The organism is Thalassospira sp. ABD4_177 (assembly GCF_056160125.1).
The window spans coordinates 15,427-35,838 of record NZ_JBSWWO010000003.1; the positions used below are offsets into that span (position 1 = coordinate 15,427).

The 20,412-nt window shown below is 55.5% G+C and carries 16 protein-coding genes; 8 read left to right on the forward strand and 8 right to left on the reverse strand.

From position 1 onward, the window contains the following. Window positions 1–111: 111 nt before the first annotated feature. From ACXAF0_RS16060 to ACXAF0_RS16075, 4 genes are all read right to left on the reverse strand, one after another. A complete protein-coding gene (locus ACXAF0_RS16060; protein WP_475346850.1) occupies window positions 112–339 on the reverse strand; it encodes a hypothetical protein in 228 nt (75 codons plus the stop codon). Window positions 340–498: 159 nt separating this feature from the next. Next, window positions 499–723, reverse strand: a complete 225-nt coding sequence (locus tag ACXAF0_RS16065) for a hypothetical protein (RefSeq protein WP_475346851.1) — start codon at window positions 721–723, stop codon at window positions 499–501. Between the two features lie 267 nt (window positions 724–990). Then, a complete protein-coding gene (locus tag ACXAF0_RS16070; protein WP_475346852.1) occupies window positions 991–3,351 on the reverse strand; it encodes an ATP-binding protein in 2,361 nt (786 codons plus the stop codon). Between the two features lie 46 nt (window positions 3,352–3,397). After that, the gene (locus tag ACXAF0_RS16075; protein ID WP_475346853.1) at window positions 3,398–5,302 is read right to left on the reverse strand and encodes an ABC transporter substrate-binding protein; all 1,905 of its coding nucleotides are present in this window, start codon (window positions 5,300–5,302) and stop codon (window positions 3,398–3,400) included. Between the two features lie 454 nt (window positions 5,303–5,756). Here ACXAF0_RS16075 and ACXAF0_RS16080 point away from each other — a divergent pair, with 454 nt between their 5' ends. From ACXAF0_RS16080 to ACXAF0_RS16095, 4 genes are all read left to right on the forward strand, one after another. Next, window positions 5,757–6,056 (forward strand): hypothetical protein, encoded by a 300-nt coding sequence (locus ACXAF0_RS16080; RefSeq protein WP_475346854.1) that lies wholly within the window; start codon window positions 5,757–5,759, stop codon window positions 6,054–6,056. 144 nt (window positions 6,057–6,200) lie between these two features. Continuing rightward, window positions 6,201–7,415: a hypothetical protein gene (locus tag ACXAF0_RS16085; RefSeq protein WP_475346855.1), complete on the forward strand. Its 1,215-nt coding sequence runs from the start codon at window positions 6,201–6,203 to the stop codon at window positions 7,413–7,415. A gap of 99 nt (window positions 7,416–7,514) precedes the next feature. Further along, window positions 7,515–7,874, forward strand: coding sequence for a TraR/DksA family transcriptional regulator (locus ACXAF0_RS16090; RefSeq protein ID WP_475346856.1), 360 nt, complete (start codon window positions 7,515–7,517; stop codon window positions 7,872–7,874). 145 nt (window positions 7,875–8,019) lie between these two features. Beyond that, window positions 8,020–8,697: a hypothetical protein gene (locus ACXAF0_RS16095; protein WP_475346857.1), complete on the forward strand. Its 678-nt coding sequence runs from the start codon at window positions 8,020–8,022 to the stop codon at window positions 8,695–8,697. Window positions 8,698–8,724: 27 nt separating this feature from the next. On the opposite strand, the gene ACXAF0_RS16100 is transcribed toward ACXAF0_RS16095, so the two are convergent. From ACXAF0_RS16100 to ACXAF0_RS16110, 3 genes are all read right to left on the reverse strand, one after another. Next, complete coding sequence (locus ACXAF0_RS16100) at window positions 8,725–9,384, reverse strand: Crp/Fnr family transcriptional regulator (protein ID WP_475346858.1); 660 nt, start codon at window positions 9,382–9,384, stop codon at window positions 8,725–8,727. Window positions 9,385–9,628: 244 nt separating this feature from the next. After that, window positions 9,629–10,309 carry a response regulator transcription factor gene (locus ACXAF0_RS16105; RefSeq protein WP_475346859.1) on the reverse strand — a complete coding sequence of 227 codons (681 nt, stop codon included), beginning with the start codon at window positions 10,307–10,309 and terminating at the stop codon, window positions 9,629–9,631. Window positions 10,310–10,348: 39 nt separating this feature from the next. After that, window positions 10,349–11,752: a cache domain-containing protein gene (locus tag ACXAF0_RS16110; RefSeq protein WP_475346860.1), complete on the reverse strand. Its 1,404-nt coding sequence runs from the start codon at window positions 11,750–11,752 to the stop codon at window positions 10,349–10,351. A gap of 433 nt (window positions 11,753–12,185) precedes the next feature. On the opposite strand from ACXAF0_RS16110, the gene ACXAF0_RS16115 reads away from it, so the two are divergent. The 4 genes from ACXAF0_RS16115 (at window position 12,186) to glcF (ending at window position 19,840) form a co-directional block, all read left to right on the forward strand. Continuing rightward, window positions 12,186–15,653 carry a pyruvate carboxylase gene (locus ACXAF0_RS16115; protein WP_475346861.1) on the forward strand — a complete coding sequence of 1,156 codons (3,468 nt, stop codon included), beginning with the start codon at window positions 12,186–12,188 and terminating at the stop codon, window positions 15,651–15,653. 15 nt (window positions 15,654–15,668) lie between these two features. Continuing rightward, entirely contained in the window at window positions 15,669–17,153 is a 1,485-nt protein-coding gene (locus ACXAF0_RS16120; RefSeq protein WP_475347192.1) for an FAD-linked oxidase C-terminal domain-containing protein, read from the forward strand. Between the two features lie 99 nt (window positions 17,154–17,252). After that, window positions 17,253–18,515 carry a glycolate oxidase subunit GlcE gene (gene glcE / locus ACXAF0_RS16125; RefSeq protein ID WP_475346862.1) on the forward strand — a complete coding sequence of 421 codons (1,263 nt, stop codon included), beginning with the start codon at window positions 17,253–17,255 and terminating at the stop codon, window positions 18,513–18,515. Then, window positions 18,515–19,840, forward strand: coding sequence for a glycolate oxidase subunit GlcF (gene glcF / locus ACXAF0_RS16130; protein ID WP_475346863.1), 1,326 nt, complete (start codon window positions 18,515–18,517; stop codon window positions 19,838–19,840). The genes glcE and glcF overlap by 1 nt, the downstream gene beginning before the upstream one ends. Before the next feature lie 106 nt (window positions 19,841–19,946). Here glcF and ACXAF0_RS16135 read toward each other — a convergent pair whose 3' ends face one another. Continuing rightward, window positions 19,947–20,246, reverse strand: a complete 300-nt coding sequence (locus ACXAF0_RS16135) for a hypothetical protein (RefSeq protein ID WP_475346864.1) — start codon at window positions 20,244–20,246, stop codon at window positions 19,947–19,949. Window positions 20,247–20,412: the final 166 nt, after the last annotated feature.

The following is a 20,412-nucleotide window of genomic DNA, read 5'->3' on the forward strand; positions in this document are numbered from 1 at the left end:
CCTCACGCTTTTGCGCAAGCTCCCTTGTCCAACACACCTGGACAAATGAACTCGCCCCGTACTTCGGTACGGGGCTTTTTTCTTTGCGGGTATTGAAGGCAGATGCGCCGGTTACAGCAAGATGTTCAGATACGTCCCACGCCGGGCATTGTGGTCAATCTGATCGGTGGCGATCAGGTTGCGCAGGCGGGCAAGCTGGGATGCGATGAAGCTGTCAGAGGATGGCTGATCGGAATTGGCGCCGACCCGGCCGCGTGACACCAGGCCACCTTGCGGACGCGTGCGCGCATCCTGAAGGCCTGTTTGCGAGGAGCCTGTGCCAATTCTGTTGGTCGCCATGTGATCATCCACGTTTGAAAACGCGCCAATCCTATCACGTGGTCAGGCATTTGTCATGATCGCGCACGACCGGCCCGATTTACCAATTTTCCGGAATTCGCACAGAAAAAAGGGTGGTCATCAAAGACCACCCCGGAGGAAGCTAACGAGAGGGAAAAATCACGTTAGGATATTAACTTTGGTGCCACGGTTGCCGCTGGTTTCAAGCGGCTGGTGCTCGGTCACGATCGATCCGATAACCTTGGCCAGTCCGGTTGCCTTGTTGATCGCGCCTTCTGCGGCTGCGAAAGGCAGAGACGGCTCTGCACCACCATTGGGCGTAATTGCGTCATTTGCAGCCTTTGCTGCGGGACCAAGTCCTGAACCTTGAATTGAGTCGATCATCCTGACCTCATCACTTGTCCGGCGGGGCAATGCCCTCATCAACCGGGGTGGTTAAAATCTCTCTGAAACTCACGGTATGAGCTTGTGCTATTGATATAAGTGACGGTTGTCACACTATCCAGTGCCACAATAGGGTCGATGCTGCCAATGGCTTGGTTTGCAAGCATTTTGGCTAATATAGGCGGGTAAGATTTTTTTAACCAATCGGCGAAATGGGCGTCATTTCACGGTGGTCAGGGTTGGGGACTCGGGCTTTAATTTGGTTTGTCAGTCCGGTTTTGGCCGATCCGATGCCAGTTTCAGCGCATCCTGAATGGCTTTTTGCAATTGGCCCGGTCGGAACGGCTTTTTGACAAAGACGTAATTGCCCAGAAGATTATCAAGCTCCTTGCGCGACCGCGCCGGATAGCCCGACATGAAGACCACGCCATAGCGCGGATTTTGCCGCAGCGCTTCGATAATCAGCTGCGGGCCGCTGCGTCCGGGCAAGACAACATCAGTCAGAATGACGTCAAAGGGCGCGTCTTCGGCATTCTGCTCAAGGATCACCAGGGCATCTTCGGTGCTTTTGGCGGTTTCCGTCTTGTAGCCAGCATCATCAAGAATGATCTGGGCTGTGGTTCTGAGCGCCTGTTCATCATCGACAATCAGAACACGTTCGCCATTGCCCGGGAACTCGCCGATTTCATCGACGACATGGACGGGCTCGTTACCCGGTTCGGTGCGCGGCAAATAGATCGAAAAGGTCGTGCCTTCGCCCTCGACGCTTTCAAGATTAATAAAGCCGTGCGACTCCTCGACCCAGCTATGGACGATCGAAAGCCCAAGCCCCGTGCCCTTGCCCGGCTCCTTGGTCGAGAAGAAGGGCTCGAAAATATGGCTGATCACATCTTCGGGGATGCCGGTTCCGGTATCCTGCACGGTGATGACAACAAACTGCCCTTCGACCTCTGGCGGATAGATGTCTTCATCGTCATCGGTGTCGCGCTTGCCCGCTGGTGGGATGTCTGCACTGCGACATGAAATCTGCAATGTCCCGCCCTCGGGCATGGCATCGCGCGCATTGATGGCAAGGTTCAGGATGCTGGCCGACAGCTGGGTCGGATCGACCTTGGTATAAAGTTCAGGCTCATCGGACCAGATTTGCAGATCAATGCGATGTTCAAGCAACGTCACCAGAAGCTTTTCCATCTCGGCAAAGATGCTTTCCACCCGGACATTCTTGGGCTGGTCAATCCGGCGGCGCGAGAACATCAAAAGCTGATCAGCAACACCTGTGGCCCGCTCCCCAAGCGAAATGACGTGACCGATATATTCCTTGACCCGTTCGGGATCATCAATCTTGGCACGTGCGACTTCGGCAAAGCTCAGGATACCGGCAAGGCAGTTGTTGAATTCATGGGCAACGCCGCCGGCCATCTGGCCAACCGCCTCAAGTTTTTGCGATGTGGCAAGCTGTCTTTGCAGCGCATGCTGTTCTTCAGCGGCACGCTTTTGCTCGGTAATGTTGCTGCCCGTTCCGCGATAGCCATTAAAGCTGCCATCCAGCGCAAAGACCGGAACGCCATTGATGCGTCCGAACTGTTTTTCCCCGGTGCGCGATGTCCAGGAGAACTCGACGTTATAAAATGCCGTATGCTGATCGAGATGGCGCTGAAGGTGCTGCCAGCCCTCGGGATGTTCGGGATGCAGTCCAAGCTTGTCAAAGGTCTGACCCTGAGGCGACCCGTTGATTTCCTCGATCAGCTGGTAAAACTTGTAGGACGCAAACGCGATCTTGAGGTCGCTGCCCATCTCCCAGTACCAGTCGGCAGATGAAAGCGTAAAGTCGCGGAACCGTTCCTCACTGTCGCGCAACGCATCCTGTGCAGCCTGATGCTGCTGGGTGCGGCGCTCCAGGCTTTCGGCCATCGCGTTCAGGCCACGTTCCAGTGTTCCGATTTCATCCCGCCCCATCGGGATAAGTCGCGAGCTCAGCTTGCCAATCTGGATCTTGTTGACGAACTGGGCTGCCGTAATCAGGCGCCTGAGAACCGTATGCTGGGTGAAAAGAAAGATCAGCGCCGATGTCAAAAGCAGACAAAGCGCCGACCCGATCAAAAGCACCGACTGCATCTGGCGCTGGCTTTCCTCAAGCCCCTTGGTCGAAACCTTGAGATAGACATACATAAAGGGCTGGTTGGAATTCAGATTGAAGATCGGTGTGATGTTGACCATGCTTTCGCCGGTTTCGTCATCAACCGTCATCAGGGTCTGCTCGGTCATGTCCGCGCGCAGCTCATCCACCGGAAAGCCTTTTAGCGCATTGATCGACGCACCGATCATCAGCGGATCGGTCGAATGATAGATCGTGCCGTCAAATCCGATCGCCAAAGCCTGCTGAAGGTGCGGGCCCAGCAGAAGCTTCATCTGCTCGGGATCGCTCAGGACCGAGACCTTGAGTTGTTCATGCTGAATGAGCCGTCCGGGCGTGCTGATCTGTTCGGCAATCCGACGATCAATCTCGGCCCCGAAATACTGCACATAATAACCGCCAAACAGACCAAGAAGGATGGTTTCCACGACAATGATCGCAATTGCGATCTTGAAAACCAGACTGCCGATCAATCGGTCAAACAGCGTCCTCAAATGACTTCGGCTCCCCGTTCCGAATGGTGCTTATTGTGTGTGAACTTTACTCGGCCTGAATAAAGTACTGACTTGGGTTGGTCGGCGCCGGGGTTGCGTAACTCCAGGCAGCCGGCATCACCTTGGGAACGTTGTGGAAGTCCCGGGCGACGACACCTTTCCGGTTGAGCGGCAAGGCGATCCCCATAACGTAAAACTGATCTGCACTCATGTCGAGAATATCGCGCATCAGTTGATTCTGTTTTTCGCTATTTGCTGTCGCCTTGAGCTGATCATAAAGTGCCAACTGCTTTTGCACCGCATCGGGCGGTGTGATCGCATCCGGGCTTTCGGGATTAAGATACCAATGGGCCCAGCCGGTGGCGAACCAGGATGATTCGGACGACATGGGCAGATAGTTGATCGGGATCACCATGGCATCCAGGCCGCCATCCCCCCCCCAGGCACTGGCTTGATGATCATTGGTTTCGCGAAGCGCGACAAACTCGTCGCGCGGCAGATTGCGTGCGGTCACATCAACGCCAAGCTCGCGCCAATAGCGCGTGACAGCATTAAGCATCTCGAACCGTTCTGCCCCTTCTGTATCAATGGAAAACGAAAGCGGTTTGCCATCCGGGCGCATCAGGATGCCGTCATCATTGCGTTCCGTCAGCCCGGCCCTGATCAGATAGGTCTGCGCCAGATCGGTGTTATAGGCCATGAACTGGCGTGCCAGAACCGTATGATATTGCGGGCTTTCGGGGCGCGGGGCCGCCTGATGGGGCAATGCGCCGGGCACAAAGCGATCAATAATGGCTTCGCGATCAATTGCATATGACAGGGCAACGCGAAAATCCTTGTTCTGGAAGATTTTGCGCAGCACCGGGTCCTTGTCATTCAGGTTAAGCGACAAGGTCAGGACATTCATGTCGCTTTCCACCAGTGTGAACGGCAACAGATCCTTGTTCTTGGACAGGACGTCATCGGCATGTTTGCTGACATGGCGTTCCTGCATATTGACCTTGCCGGCAATCGCTGCCTCCCCGGCCGCACTTTTGGACGGCACAAGGGTCATGGAAACCTGATCAATATAAGGAAGCTGGCGGCCGGTCGGGTCAATCTTCCAGTAATACGGATTGCGTTTGGCAATCAGCGGATCATCTTCGCCGTAAACCCCATCCAGAACCCAGGAATTCAGGGTTGGCACATCCGGATTGTGCCAGCGTGACGGATCATCAATCGTTCCGGGTTGTCCGAACACATCGACAAAGCGTTCTTTCCAGCCCGCATAGCCCATCTGCTTGGCAATGGCATCGGCATTGGCATTATATTTCGGCAAAAGCGGTTTCAGAAAATGCGCCGGGTAACTTACCGGTTCGACCCCTTCCGGGCGCGCAAGTGCTGTTTGAAACAGTCCATAGGGTTCGCTGAACCGGAACGCGACGGTATGGGCGTCGATCGCATCGACCTGCACCTTGTTGCCGCCTGCCATCAACCATTCAGGAACCGCATCCCCGAATGCCGGATTGTTCAGGATATCCTCGTACCAGAAAACAATATCTTCGGCAGTAAACGGGGCACCATCCGACCAGCGCATGCCGGGGCGCAGACGGAAAAAGAACTCCGTTGCATCGCTGCTCGGCTGAAAGGACAGCGCGACATTGGGGATGGTTGATGACCATTGCGGCGTCCAGCGCAGCAATGGCTCATAACCGATATTTCGGATCAAAAGGGCATGGTCGCGCTTGTTGCGCTGGGCCATTTTCCACGTGCCGCCATAAGTGCCTGTGCGCTCGGTCGGCGAGACGATCATCGGCGTGGTCGGCAGGCGGTCCTTGACCGGTGGCAGGGTTCCGTTTTCAACCTGCTTGGCAAGCTCTGGTGACTCACCGAATTCGAACGCGTGCGTGCTGCCAATGCTTGTCAGCATCGCGGTCAGTGCAACAATCAGGATAAACGTATTATGCCTCACAAAAACCTTCGCCCCCGTGGGTTTGTGTGCCCATATCAAAAGTATTGCGACCGCTACCCGAAAGGGGTGGAGTCCAGATTCTTCCAACCTAGATATACATGACGCATTGTGGAAGTATAAATTTCACAATCATGAGTTTCTTGGATCGGTTCAATGCGCGCGGCACTTGCCGAAATGCGCTTTTTTGATAGCCCTTGAAAGGTTTCGTCGGGGCGATAATTCGATCAAAAACAAGACATATGATTGATCCATGGACGGCCTCCACCCTAATTATTTTAATTAGTTAAAAGAAAAGGTAGCACCTGAAACGCCCGGAAATCAAAGTTTCTTTCACTCTTATATAAGGACATTGCGGAATTGTGGGCGTCTATTTCTGCCGGGATGGGGGATTAGTCGTCAGTGGTTTTGCGACGATATGTTAAACTGCGCAAAGCATAGGACGAAAGTTGTGCCCATGACGCAAACTGATAACCCCGATAAGATGGCAGACGGACCATCCTTTTTGCCCGGTCCAAAGCCTGCTGCGCCGATTCCACGTTACGAATCGGGAACGGATGTGCGTTTGCGCGAAAGATTGCAGGGAACAGCAACAGATGTCTCAACCCTCCCGGCGACGGATCATGCGGATGGTTTCAGTGTTGCCGGGATCGAGGGCATGATTGATCGCAAAAAGGCCAATGTTGCCGCAAGAATTGTCGAAACAGATCCGGATCAGGCGCTGCGTGTGATCCGCAACTGGCTGCTCGAAGACTAGTTTCCAAAACCCTTATCGTCACATCGCGCCATCCGAATTCAGTGCAGTCGCCCAAACGCCCTGTCGATAATGCTTTGGATATGCTCCGGTTTTTGTCATTGTTTTGCGCAGGCATAACAGGGACACGCATCAGGGGGCCGGGCTTTGACAGATTTCACCAAGTTGATCACAGAACAGTTTTGCACGTTTGATCCCGACTATATCGCGCAGCAAAAGGCCTTTGCGGCAAAGCTGGCACCCTTGCAGGAAAAACTGATCAAAGCCCAGAAAACCGGTAACAGCATGGCGGCATCTGATCAGCAAATGATCGAATGCAAATGGTTGCTGCAATATACCGCCGACTGGAAAACACTCGGAAGCAAGCTTGATGGTTTTGCCAGCTCGCTTGAAAACCCGGATCAGGCATGGGCCGAAAAACAGGTCGCAAGCGATGGCTCCTGGGGGCCGTGCTACGATCAATGGTTCCTGAAAGTCGATGCGATGATTGATGCGGTCAATACCTTGGCCGACGAAGGGCAGGCGCCCGAATATCCGTTCGCATTTATGGCACCAATTGCAACACCCGACAAAATGATTGCCTGGCTTGATGGTCACAAAACATCCCGCATTTTTGCCGATGGTCTTGATCGCCGTGATGCGCTGGGGGCTGTGACCGCAGCACTGTCTCAGATGTGCTTTAAAAGCGAAATCCGCGACTACTTCAAAGCCAATGTGAAGGGCTTTGATCTGAGCGATGATTATATCAACGCCTATAAAACATGGCTTGATGACTGGCAGGACAAGGACAGCGGCTATTGGGGCGGGTGGTTTGATACCGCTGATCAGGGCGTTCTTGAAAGCAACGATCTCAGCCTGACCTTCCACAATATTTCCTATCAGCACGGCAAGGTCGATCTGTGGACGCAGATTTTCAACACCACGCTTGCGATCCGCGATGATGCCTATCCGTTTGGCTGGCAGCACAATGGTGATTTCAACAACCATAACAATTACGACGTCACCAAGATTTTTGATCTTGGCTGGACAAAGGTGGATGCCGATACCCAAAATGCCGCGTCCAAAGACATCGCATTGGTGCTTGATTGGTGTCTGACCAAATCCATGACACCCGATGGAGGCTTTATTGATGATCCGACCTTTTATAACTCGGTCGGGGCGGCCTATTATTACGGGGTCTCGTTCCTCGATCAGGCCGGATATTTTGCTACGACTGCCCCGTTCTGGACCGACAAGCCCTTCCCGGACGGCCCGGCCCTGTGCTGTAAAATCCAGAAAAAGATCAAATCCGAAGGCCTTGATGATGACGAGGCCAAGGCAGCACTTGAAAAGCTCGTCGATGCCTGCGGCAATTGCACGTGATGGGCACTTTTTTGAATTATTTGACCTATATATTGGCGAAGAAGGCCCCTGTGCCCCCATATTAAAGGGTAAGAACAACAACACATAACGAGGTTTCGGATGACAGATCGAAAGGACATTGATCTTGCGAAATTGCGCACCCGGTTGGAGGAACGCCGGGCGGAAATTCTGTCGCATTCCACGCATTCAGAAGACTATCGCAAGCCGGTCGAACTTGATCAGCAGGCCGTTGGTCGTCTGTCACGTATGGATGCCCTGCAAAATCAGGAAATGCATCTTGAACAGGAACGTCGCCGCACGGTCGAGTTGGAGCGGATCGAAAAGACCCTCAAACGCATGGATGACGACGAATATGGGCATTGCCACAATTGCGGCGAGCTGATCGAAGCCAAGCGTCTTGAGTTTGATCCGACCACGCCGCTTTGTGTCGACTGTGCCGACCATGTGAGCCACGTCTGACATTCCACCGTAAAGACAGATCCATTAACGCTGCGTGCAGGTGTTCTGCGCGCAGCATTTTCATTAAAGGCAGGAGCAACGTTTGCCAGGGTTCGGGCAGAAGACGACAGGACAGATTTCAAAAAGCGGCATCCTGTGTGCTGTTTTGACCTGTCTGACCATGTTGCTCCTGGTTCCCGGCGCCGTCCGCGCGCAGGGCAGTTGTGCGCCGATCAGCGCGCCAAAGGCCTTCCTCGAATTTAATCGCTTAGACCCGATGCTTGATCGCTATCGCTCCATTCGCTGGCTCAATAGCCGTGCCGGGGGTGATTCGCGTTATCTCGTCACCGGACTGACCGAATACGAGGTCAACGCATCTTTTGATATGCGCTTTGAACCACGCGAAGTCAGTCCCGGGCGTTATTGTCTTGATCCCGTTTTAGTCAATCCGAAGGTCGATGTGGTCAAGCATCTGGTCTATATACCGGCCGAATTGGAACGTGGTACCTGTGAATATGATGTCGTCTACGCCCACGAAGGTGAACACGTCAAAATCAATCAGGGTATGGAAGATGATATTCGCGTGGCCCTGGACGATTTGGTCAACGATATCGTCGGTAAGGTCGAGGCGATGTTCCCCATGCCCGCTGACAATGTGCCCGGTGCCATGCGTCGGCTTCATTCGGAATATGGACGCGATTTCAAAAGACGGCTGAATGACATTCGCCGTCGTAGTCGCGAACAGCACAGGAAAATAGATACCCCGCAGGAGTATGAAAGACTTTCAAAGGCTTGCGGACCGAATTCTGCTTTTCAAACCGACCTGCAGGATGCGCTTAGATAGCCTATTGGCAATTCTGCGAACAACTGCTTAGTCTTCAAAGCGATCTGAACCGGTGGTGTCCTCAATCCCGGCTACAGCGCGAAGTCCGGCAAGGTTGAGCCCAAAGACATTGCGCGATTTGAATTCCAGCATGTCATGACGTCTGAAATCGGCAATGATCCGGCTGGCCGTTTCGGTGGTGATGCCAAGCATCGCGCCAATATCCTCGCGCCCCGGCAAGGTGCAGGTATCGGTCACGTCATCATGCAAAAACAGGCACAGGCGGGCGACGCGTTCGCGCGCGGTCCCGGTCGACATCTGGGTCAGCCAGTTATCCGATTCCATCACCGCCTGATGCCAGCGGTTCAGCACCTGTTTGTGCAAACGCGGGCTTTCGCTATCAAGCTTTTCAATCACGGCAATGGGAATACGGCACAGCTTGCTGTCCTGAAGCGCCTCGGCGTGATGGGTGAAACAATCACTGACCAGAGCTTCAAGCCCGATGGTGCCGCCGGGCTTCACCAGGCGAACAACACGCTGATTGCCATCTGGCAGGTAATGCACAAGTTTGATCAGGCCGGACCGCAGGGTATAGATCGATTGCGCCTGATCGCCAGCATTATAAAGCGTGTCACGTTTGGGCAACGTGATGTCTTCAACCGGCATATGGACGAGTTTGAAATCCTCGTCCGTCAGGTTGTTGAACAAAGCAAATTTCCGCACGCCGCATTCGCGGCACCGCGCAAGTTCGGGTCGGAATGTATAGCTTGCTGTGTGGTTCACGCTTTTTACCCATGACGTCGGGCTGATCTGGATGGCGGGACCAATCCCGGCAACGGTTGGATCGGAAAGCTGTAATTCCTCCAATCCACAGCCTAATGTACCGTACCAGAATGTGAAATCAATGCATAGTCATGCTGATCTGATCGCGACTGTGATCCAGATTGTGATTTCAGTTGGTGGAAGCAAGGGTTACCAGACCCTTTTCAATGGCATAGCGCACAAGACCCGCCGAACTGTCGATATCAAGCTTGCGCTTGATGTTGCGCCGGTGGGTTTCAACGGTCCGGACACTGATGTCCAATTCACGCGCCACATGCTTGTTGCTGGCCCCCTTGGCCAGAAGCCGCAAGACCGTGCGTTCACGCGATGTCAGCGGCACACCATCGCTTTCGATGTCTTCACCATCGGTAATGCGATCGAATGTGGAGCTATAGGCTTCGCCGCCATTGGCGACGGTTTCAATCGCACGCACCATGTCGTTCGATGACACGTCTTTAAGGATAAAGCCCTTGGCCCCGGCCTGTTGGGCGGTGCGCAGATATTCCGGGTTTTCATGCATCGACAGGATGACGACCTTGGTATCGGGCAGGGTTTCGCGGAACTTTTCGGCCGCTTCAAGGCCGTTCATCACCGGCATTGAAATATCCATCAGCACGATGTCTGGCTGCAGATCGCCTGCCATGGTCAGTGCCTCGGCCCCGTTGCCTGCTTCGCCGACAATATTGATATGTTCAAAGCATTCCAGACGCGACCGGATGCCGTCCATGACAAGCGCGTGATCGTCGCACAGCAAAATCCGCAATGGCCGATCGGTGGAATAGGTTTCTTTGACAATGGTGGCGTTGGTCATGGATCGAACGGGGTCCTGTCGGGTTGTGCTTTGGCCAGATTAACCGCTGATTGCATCATCGGGTAGGGCATTCTGGCTGTTGGCGGGAATAAATGCAGTGATTTTCGTACCATCATCGGGTTCGGAGCGCACGGCAAGCCCGCCGCCATGGAATTCCATGCGTTCGCGCATGTTGCGCAAACCAATGCCGGCACGCGGATCGCGGTTACGGATATAGCGGTTGGTTTCAAACCCCACACCATTATCGGCAATGCGCATGATGATGCTTTGGCCTTCGCGTTTGATCGAGATTTTCACCACCGTCGCATCGGCATGGCGTTCGATATTGGTCAGTGTTTCCTGCAACACACGATACAGCGTCGTCTTCTTGCCGATATCAAGCTTCGCGTCGATGTTTTCACACTTCACTTCGATCAGGATGCCCGACCGGTCTTGCAGTTCCGCACACATGCTCTCAATCGCGGGTTTGAGGCCAAGGTCATCAAGCACCGCCGGGCGCAGATCGCGTGAAATGCGCCGCACCTCATGGATGGCGTCCTGCAATCGTTTGGCCGCCTTTTCCATCGGTTCCATGGCGTTGTCACGTTTTTGCGTGATGCGCGCAATCGCGGTTTCGACCGCATATTTGACCGAAACAAGGATCTGGCTGATGCCGTCATGCAGTTCGCGCGACACCCGAAGCCGTTCCTGTTCCTGTACATCAACCACCCGGTGGGTGAGTTCCTTAAGCTTTGAGTCGGCCAGTTTGCGTTCCGAAAGCGTGACAACCGTGCCGGAAATCCCCACCAGCAGAACGGCCAGAATGGTCACCCCGATGATCGAAATGGTGGTTTCGCGGATATGGGTGGAAACCTCTGCCTCGATCTCGGTAACCTGTTGGGAAATATCGTCGATATAAATCCCCGTACCGATCATCCAGTCCCACTTATCAAGCATCAGGGAATAGCTGATCTTTTCGGTCGGCTCGCCGGTTGATGGCTTTTCCCAGACGTGGCGCATGAAATCGCCACCCTTTTCGGCATTGAAAATCAGACCCTGGATAACCGAGTTGCCATTGATGTCGCGCAGGTTCCAGTATGTCCGCCCCAAGCGCCAGGGTTCTGGCGGGTCAACGAGGGCCGTGCCATCGCGGTCATAGATAAAGAAATAGCCATCCTCACCATAGCTGAGGTCCTCGATGATCGCCTTGACCCGTTCCTTGGACACCGCATCCAGCGGACTTGCCACCGAATAGATGTGATCGATCGAGGCCATCGCGAGCTCGAGATAGCTTTTAAGCTCGTCCTTTCGGGCCTGCAGGATGTTGCGTTCAAAGGTCCTGATCTCGGCCTCGGCCAGACGTTCGGCCTGGGCAAAGACCAGCCAGGAGATCGCAGAAGCTGCAAGAACCAGCGGCAGGATCGAGAGCAGCAAAAACTTTAGTCGAAGATTGAGCTTCGGCATGGGCGTAACCGTTTCGGGATTTTCAGTTTTTCTGACGGCGGACAATAGCATATTCGCGCCAAAAGTCGCTGAAAGATCGCGGTTTTCCGGTAGCCCGGGTTGAGAAGGGGTCCATGACCTGTTCCGTATGGTGAAAAGAAACTGGTCGCGATATCCGAAAATTGGTATTACCAATTCATGAGATCATGCTTTGACAGGGAGAGGGCAATGCGCATATACCAGAACCGTCGCCTGCCCACCGGGCGCCGAAAGCTCTGGATGCATTGCACAAGATCTCCGCGTGCCGCATCCCGTATCGCCACAAAAGGTATGGCGTTGCAGGCATCCCCGCACCGCAACGCATTCAAGGACCATATCGTGGCGTTTCACTTGGTTTTGGCAGGCGCGCACAGGCACGTTCCTGCCGGGAAAATGTGGTAGGAGCCCGGTGTCCATGACGCGTTCAGCACCAAAGCGTATCCGTAAACTTCTGGTCGCCAACCGTGGCGAAATTGCGATTCGTGTTCTGCGAGCCGCCAACGAACTTGGCATTCGCACAGTTGCGATTTTCTCTGACGAGGACCGTTTCGCCCTTCACCGTTTCAAGGCTGATGAAAGCTATACGGTGGGTAAGGGCAACAAACCCATTCGCGCCTATCTTGATATCGAAGACATCCTGCGTGTCGCGCGCGATGCCGATGTTGATGCCATCCATCCGGGCTATGGCTTCCTGTCGGAAAATCCCGAATTTGCCGATGCCTGTGCCGAGGCCGGCATTCAGTTTATCGGTCCGGACTCTGATGTCATGCGTACCCTTGGTAACAAGGTTTCCGCACGCAATCTGGCCGAAACGGCCGGTGTGCCGGTTATGCCGGCTTCAAGTGCGCTGCCCGAAGACATGGCAGAAGTCACCCGCATTGCCGAGGATATCGGCTATCCCCTGATGCTCAAAGCAAGCTGGGGCGGCGGTGGCCGTGGTATGCGCGTTATTGAAAATGGCAAGGATCTGGCCGGGCAGGTGCTCGCGGCCCGACGTGAGGCCGAGGCCGCCTTTGGCAATGGCGAGGTCTATTTTGAAAAGCTGATCCGCCGCGCCCGTCATGTCGAAGTCCAGCTGCTCGGTGATACCCACGGAACGCTTGTGCATCTGTATGAACGCGACTGTTCCGTTCAGCGCCGTAACCAAAAGGTCGTTGAACGCGCACCGGCCCCCTATCTTGATGAAGACCAGCGCAAGGAAATCTGTGACGCGGCCATTCGTCTGGGTAAGGCCGCCAATTACGTCAATGCCGGCACGGTCGAATTCCTGATGGATGTCGACACGTCCAAATTCTATTTCATCGAGGTCAACCCGCGCATTCAGGTCGAACACACCGTCACCGAATGCGTGACAGGCTTTGATCTGGTCAAGGCGCAGATCCTGATTGCCCAGGGCGGGCGCATCGGCTTCCCGTCCGAAACCGGTATCCCCTGGCAGGACAAGATCAAGCTGCGCGATCACGCGCTGCAATGTCGTATTACCACCGAAAACCCGGAAAACAACTTTGTCCCCGATTACGGGATCATCAAGGTTTACCGTGGGGCCAACGGGTTTGGCATCCGTCTGGATGGCGGCACGGCCTATTCCGGGGCGGTGATCACGCCGTTCTATGACAGCATGCTTGAAAAGGTCACCGCATGGGGCAGCACCCCGCGCGAAGCGGTGGACCGCATGGACCGCGCATTGCGCGAATTCCGAATTCGCGGTGTTGCCACCAACCTGGCCTTCCTTGAAAACCTGATCAATCACCCGAAATTCCGCGCTGGTGAATACACCACCCGCTTCATTGATGAAACGCCCGACCTGTTCAAGTTCGTGCGCCGTCGTGACCGCGCGACCCGCCTGCTGCGCTTCATCGGGGAAGTCGCGGTCAATGGCAACCCCGAAGTCGAAGGCCGGGTGGTGCCGACCAATCTGCATGACCCGGTGATGCCAAAATCAATTGATCTTGGCGAAATCCGCCCGGGTACCAAGCAGAAGCTTGATCAGTTGGGGCCCGAAGGCTTCTCACGCTGGATGAAGGATCAGGAACGCGTCCTGATGACCGACACAACCATGCGTGATGCCCACCAATCCCTTCTGGCAACCCGCATGCGCACCTATGACATGCTCGAAATTGCGCCCTATTACGCGCATGGTCTGCCGGAACTGTTTTCGATTGAATGCTGGGGTGGGGCGACCTTTGACGTTGCCATGCGCTTCCTCAAGGAAGATCCATGGGATCGTCTGGTCAAACTGCGCGAACATGTGCCCAATATCCTGACGCAGATGCTTTTGCGCGCGTCTAACGCGGTTGGCTATACGAACTATCCCGATAATGCGGTGGATTACTTCGTCAAGCAGGCCGCCGAACACGGCATGGATGTCTTCCGCGTGTTTGATAGCCTCAACTGGGTTGAAAACATGAAGGTCGCGATGGAATCGGTTCTGAAAACCGACAAGCTCTGCGAAGCGACCATCTGTTACACCGGCGATATCTATGACAAGGACCGCCCGAAATATAACCTTGATTACTATGTGAATATGGCCCGCGAGCTTGAATCCTCCGGCGCGCATATTCTCGGTCTCAAGGATATGGCGGGTGTGCTGCGTCCAGCGGCGGCGACCGAACTGGTCACGGCGCTTAAGGACACGGTCAATATCCCGATTCATTTCCACACCCATGACACCAGCGGTATCTCGGCGGCAACCGTGATTGCCGCCATTGATGCCGGTGTTGATGCGGTCGATGCGGCGATGGATTCCATGTCGGGTCTGACATCGCAGCCCAACCTTGGATCAATCGCCAACAACTATATCGGTCAGCCGCGCGATCCGGGGCTTAAGACCGAGGCGCTCAAGGAAGTCTCGACCTATTGGGAACAGATCCGCCGATACTATGCCGGGTTTGAAAGCGACATCCGCAGCGGCACGTCAGACGTTTATGTCCATGAAATGCCGGGCGGCCAATATACCAACCTGCGTCAACAGGCCCGTGCATTGGGGATCGAGGATCGCTGGCCCGAAGTCTCCAAGGCCTATGCTGCGGTTAACAAGATGTTTGGCGATGTCGTCAAGGTCACGCCAAGTTCTAAGGTCGTTGGTGACATGGCGCTGATGATGGTGACATCGGGTTTGTCTGAGGAAGACGTTCTTGATCCCAAAAAGGACATTACCTTCCCCGACAGTGTCATTTCCTTCTTCCGCGGTGAAATCGGTCAGCCGGTTGGCGGCTTCCCGCCCGCCCTTCAGCGCAAGGTGCTCAAAGGCGGCGAGGCGCTCACAGATCGTCCGGGCAAGTCATTGCCGCCGATTGATTTCGAAGCCACCCGCAAGGAAATCGAGAAAAAGACCCATCGCAACATCAGCGATGCCGAGGTTGCATCCTATGTGATGTATCCCAAGGTGTTTCTTGATTACGCCGAACATCGCAGCCACAACGCCGACGTTTCGGTTCTGCCGACCCCGGTCTTCTTCTACGGGATGAACCAGAACGATGAAATCTCGGTCGATCTGGAAAAAGGCAAAACCCTTGTCATCCGCTACCTGACAACATCAGAAGCCGGCGACGAGGAAGGCAACCGCACCGTGTTCTTCGAACTCAACGGTCAGCCCCGTACCGTCAAGGTCGCCGACAAAACGCTGGCCGGTTCGGGCAAGGCACGACCAAAGGCCGAGGATGGCAACAAACTGCATATCGCAGCCCCGATGCCGGGTCTTGTGGTCGAAGTTCACGTTTCCGAAGGGCAGAAGGTCACGGCGGGCGATGTCATGTGCTCGCTCGAAGCCATGAAAATGGAAACCGCGGTTCACGCGGAAAAGGACGGCACCGTGGCCACAATCCACGCGCCTGCCGGTACACAGGTCGAAGCCAAGGACTTGCTGGTCGAATTGGAGGAGTAACCACCGATGCTTAGGATGCCTGAGCCTGATCAGAACACACTTGCCCGTCGCAAGGACATTATTGCGGCCATGCGCGATATCATCCCGTCACCGGGCGGGGTTATTGTCGATGATGATCAGCTCAGGCCCTATGAATGCGACGGGCTGATGGCGTATCGCCAACTGCCGATGATTGTTGTGTTGCCTGAAAACACACAACAGGTCGCAGACATCCTGAAATATTGTCATACCAATAAAGTCCGTGTCGTTCCGCGCGGTGCAGGCACCGGTTTGTCCGGTGGCGCATTGCCCATGGCCGATGCGATTACCATTAGTATGATGAAATTCAATCGCGTGCTTGATATCGATTGGGACAACCGGGCGGCCGTCGTGCAGCCCGGTGTCACCAACCTCGGCATCACGCGCGCGGTCGAACACGAAGGGTTCTATTACGCCCCCGATCCCTCAAGCCAGATTGCGTGTTCGATCGGTGGCAACATCGCCGAGAACTCCGGCGGGGTGCATTGCCTGAAATATGGCCTTACCACGAACAATGTGCTCGGTGTCGAGATGGTCACCATCGAAGGTGACATCCTGCGCATCGGCGGCAAGGGCCTTGATCAGGCGGGTTATGACCTGCTGGGCATCGTCACCGGATCCGAAGGACTGCTTGGCATCGTGACCGAGGTCACCGTGCGCATCCTGCGCAAACCCGAAACCGCACGTGCATTGTTGCTCGGTTTCAATTCATCCGAAGAAGGCGGTAATTGCGTTGCGGCCATCATTGCCGCCGGGATCATTCCGGGTGGCCTTGAAATGATGGATGCCCCGGCAATCAAGGCGACCGAAGAGTTCGTTCAGGCCGGCTATCCGCTGGATGTCGAGGCCCTCCTTTTGGTCGAACTGGATGGCCCGCAGGTCGAAGTCGATTACCTGATTGATCGGGTTGGCAAGATTGCCAAGGATTGCGGTGCGGTCTATTCCCGCATCTCCGAGAACGAGGAAGAACGCCTGCTATTCTGGTCAGGCCGCAAAAATGCCTTCCCGGCGATTGGCCGCATTTCACCCGATTACATGTGCATGGATGGCACCATCCCGCGTGGTCGCCTGTCCGAAGTGCTGACCGGCATGCAAAACCTCTCGAAACAGCATGGGCTGGGCGTTGCCAACGTTTTCCATGCCGGCGATGGCAACTTGCATCCGCTGATCATGTTTGATGCCAACAAACCCGGCGACCTTGAAAAGGCCGAGGCGTTCGGGGCCGATATCCTCAAACTCTGTGTCGAGGTTGGCGGCGTTCTGTCGGGTGAACATGGCATCGGCGTCGAAAAGCGCGACCTGATGGGCGAGATGTTCTCAACCGATGACATGAAGCATCAGGAACGCATCAAGATGGCCTTTGACGAGGACCAGTTGCTTAACCCCGGCAAGGTATTCCCGACCTTGCATGGCTGTGGGGAACTTAAAACCCTGCATGCCAAGGCGGTGGCCGACAAGTTCCCGGACATCCCGCGCTTCTAAACGTATTCGGACAAGACCCAAACAAGACAAAACAAAAGGCCTGCCAACCGGCTCCCGCAAATCCGATTGGTCCGGCTCAGGAGAGGAAAAGAGAGAATTATGGTGGACGTACTTTCCCCCACCACGCCGGACCAGCTGCGCGATGCAGTCAGTTGGGCGCTTGGATCAGAGACCCCACTTGAAATCATCGGATCGGGCAGCAAACGCGCCTATGGCCATAGTGTTCAGACCAATGCGGTGCTGGATTGCTCCAAACTGTCGGGCATTCTGTTTTATCAGCCCGAAGAACTGGTGATTTCTGCGCGCGCCGGAACGCCGCTTGCTGAAATCAAGGCGGCCCTGGCCGAGAAAAATCAGCAATTCCATTTCGAACCGGGCAACTTCCCTGCCTTGCTGGACGGCGCTGCCCGTGCTGACGCCGGAACCATCGGCGGGCTGGTGGCTTGCAACATTGCCGGGCCACGTCGCATCAAGGTTGGCTCTGCCCGCGATCATGTATTGGGCTTCGAAGCGGTGTCCGGCCGGGCAGAGGATTTCAAATCCGGCGGTCGCGTGATGAAAAACGTGACGGGCTTTGATCTGTCCAAACTGATGTCGGGATCGTTCGGCACCCTTGGTGTCATGCACACCGTGACGCTCAAGGTCATGCCAAATGACGAAACATCCGCCACCGTCATTGTCGCCTGCAGCGATCCGCGCGCGGCGGGCAAGGCCATGACACTGGCCATGCGCAGTGAAAACGAAGTTTCGGCTGCCGCGTGGATCGCGCCCGAAGACGCGCCACATCTTGATGTGCCGCTTGCGGGTGAATATGGCAGCGGCCTTGTGGCGCTTCGTATCGAAGGGCCGCAGCCTTCGGTTGCCTGGCGGGCCGATGCGCTGTGTCGGGCGCTGGCCGGTTTTGGTGAATGTCACGAAGTCCCGGAAAGTCACAGCCATAATATCTGGAAGGTTGTCGCCGACGTTGCCCCCTTCGCGGCAGCTGATAACAAAGACAGCATGCTTTGGCGCGTCTCGGTCCCACCGGCAAGCGGGGGTGATGTCTGTGCCCAGCTGATGGAAAAGACCGGCGGACGGGCAATGATGGATTGGGCCGGTGGCCGGGTCTGGTTGCAGATTTCCGCATCGGACGCTTCTGAGGCGACTGCCATTCGCGACATCGCCGCATCCGCCGGCGGGCAGGCCGATCTGGTGCGGGCCCCGGGTGAGTTGCGCAAAACCATCCCGGTCTTCCATCCTGAAAACCCCGCACTTGCGCGCATCAATGCCAAGATCAAGGAAAACTTCGATCCGCATGGCATCCTCAATCCCGGGCGGATTGCGCCGTCATCCGCGCTGTCACACAACGGGGAGGGCGCGTAATGCAAACCAACTTCACAGCAGAGCAGCTTGAAAACCCGGCGATTGCCGAAAGCGAACAGATCCTGCGCAAATGCGTGCATTGCGGTTTCTGTACCGCGACCTGCCCGACCTTTGTGGCACTGGGTGACGAACTCGACAGCCCGCGTGGGCGCATCTATCTGATCAAGGACATGCTGGAAAATGACAAACCGGCAACCGAAAAGGTGGTCAAACACCTTGATCGCTGCTTGTCCTGTCTGTCCTGCACCAGCACCTGTCCGTCCGGTGTTGATTACATGCACCTGATCGACAATGCGCGCGCCCATATCGAAGAAAACTATGAACGCCCGCTGGGCGATCGTTTGCTGCGCAAGCTGCTGTCGATTGTCGTGCCCAATCCGACCCTGTTTCGCATGTCGCTGATCGGCGCGAAGTTTGCAGCCCCGTTCGCGCGTTTGATGCCCGGCCGGCTCAAGGGCATGGTCAAGATGGGCGCGCGTCAGATGCATCCGCCAAGTTGGGTCGACAAACCCCAGGTGATCCCGGCCATTGGCGAACGCAAAGGCCGCGTTGCCATCCTGATTGGCTGTGCCCAGCAGGTGCTGGAAACCGAAATCAACGAATCGACAGTTCGTCTACTCACCCGCCTCGGGATTGAGGTGGTGGTTGCCAAGGGCGCTGGTTGTTGCGGATCGCTTGTCCATCACATGGGCAAGGAAGAGCAATCGCATGCCCAGGCCAAGGGCAACATTGATGCCTGGACCGCCGAACTTGCGGGTGACGGGCTTGATGCCATCGTCATCACCGCATCGGGCTGTGGCACGACGATCAAGGATTACGGCCATATGCTGCGCCATGACCCGGCCTATGCCGACAAGGCCGCAACCGTCTCCGGGCTTGCCAAGGATATCACCGAATATCTCGCTGGCCTTGATATTGACGGCGCTGTCTTTGCCGGGGCGACGCATGGGAATCCACGAGTGGCCTATCATTCCGCCTGTTCGATGCAGCATGGTCAGAAGATCACCCGACCGCCGCGCGATCTTCTCAAGCAGGCTGGCTTTGAGGTCGCTGAAATCGCCGAAGGCCATCTGTGCTGTGGTTCGGCCGGGGTCTATAACTTGCTCCAGCCGGAAATCGCCGGCCAGCTTCAGGAACGCAAACGCGGTAATATCCGGGCGACCGAGCCCGATCTGGTGGCGACGGGCAATATCGGCTGCATGGTGCAGATCGAAACCGATGAGCTCAAGGTGCTCCATACCGTTCAGCTGCTTGATTGGGCGGCGGGCGGTCCGGTGCCCGAAAAACTGCGCGACCGCATGAAGGCGACCGAATTGGCGGGCTAGGCCACCGTCGCTTCAAACAGCTAAAACAAAAAGGACGGCAGGGGATAACCTCTGCCGTCCTTTTGATTCCTGACCATCCTTTTCGGATGGTGCGCCAGATGGCGGCTTATTCTTCGTTGCCAAGCAGGCTTTTCACAATGCCCTCAGCGGCCGAGCTTTCGCTGCTGTCTTCAGCATAGGCCGCGGTCTTGTCGCGAATCCACTGAACGGCTGCGGCCTCATCGATATCAACTTTCTGCGCGACCTGGGTCAGAACCGCTTCGATGGCGAGAACGTGGGATGCCACATTGTTCACCGCGACATGAAGATCATCAATATGGCGCGATGCGGCTTCGGACATGTCGCCCAGTTCGCCAGACAGCTTTTGGATCAGTTCCTGAATCTCGTCGAGTGAGGCGTTGCTCATATCTTGCTCCTGTTTTGCCTGCGCGAGAATTTGGCGCGGCGTTTTTTGGTCCCTCTGGGGTCTAAACTCATTCACATAATCGTCCCGGTCTCCCGGATTTGTGCGGATATGCGGAGCGAAACCACAGGAAGATTTATATCTTTCAAGGTTTTGCGACAAAGTAGCC

Bases quoted from the DNA above. Each gene is read 5' to 3' on its own strand.
- ACXAF0_RS16060 (WP_475346850.1), bottom strand. From the start codon at position 339: ATGGCGACCAACAGAATTGGCACAGGCTCCTCGCAAACAGGCCTTCAG.
- ACXAF0_RS16065 (WP_475346851.1), bottom strand. From the start codon at position 723: ATGATCGACTCAATTCAAGGTTCAGGACTTGGTCCCGCAGCAAAGGCT.
- ACXAF0_RS16080 (WP_475346854.1), top strand. From the start codon at position 5,757: ATGACGCAAACTGATAACCCCGATAAGATGGCAGACGGACCATCCTTT.
- ACXAF0_RS16090 (WP_475346856.1), top strand. From the start codon at position 7,515: ATGACAGATCGAAAGGACATTGATCTTGCGAAATTGCGCACCCGGTTG.
- ACXAF0_RS16105 (WP_475346859.1), bottom strand. From the start codon at position 10,309: ATGACCAACGCCACCATTGTCAAAGAAACCTATTCCACCGATCGGCCA.
- ACXAF0_RS16110 (WP_475346860.1), bottom strand. From the start codon at position 11,752: ATGCCGAAGCTCAATCTTCGACTAAAGTTTTTGCTGCTCTCGATCCTG.
- ACXAF0_RS16115 (WP_475346861.1), top strand. From the start codon at position 12,186: ATGACGCGTTCAGCACCAAAGCGTATCCGTAAACTTCTGGTCGCCAAC.
- ACXAF0_RS16120 (WP_475347192.1), top strand. From the start codon at position 15,669: ATGCCTGAGCCTGATCAGAACACACTTGCCCGTCGCAAGGACATTATT.
- glcE (WP_475346862.1), top strand. From the start codon at position 17,253: ATGGTGGACGTACTTTCCCCCACCACGCCGGACCAGCTGCGCGATGCA.
- glcF (WP_475346863.1), top strand. From the start codon at position 18,515: ATGCAAACCAACTTCACAGCAGAGCAGCTTGAAAACCCGGCGATTGCC.
- ACXAF0_RS16135 (WP_475346864.1), bottom strand. From the start codon at position 20,246: ATGAGCAACGCCTCACTCGACGAGATTCAGGAACTGATCCAAAAGCTG.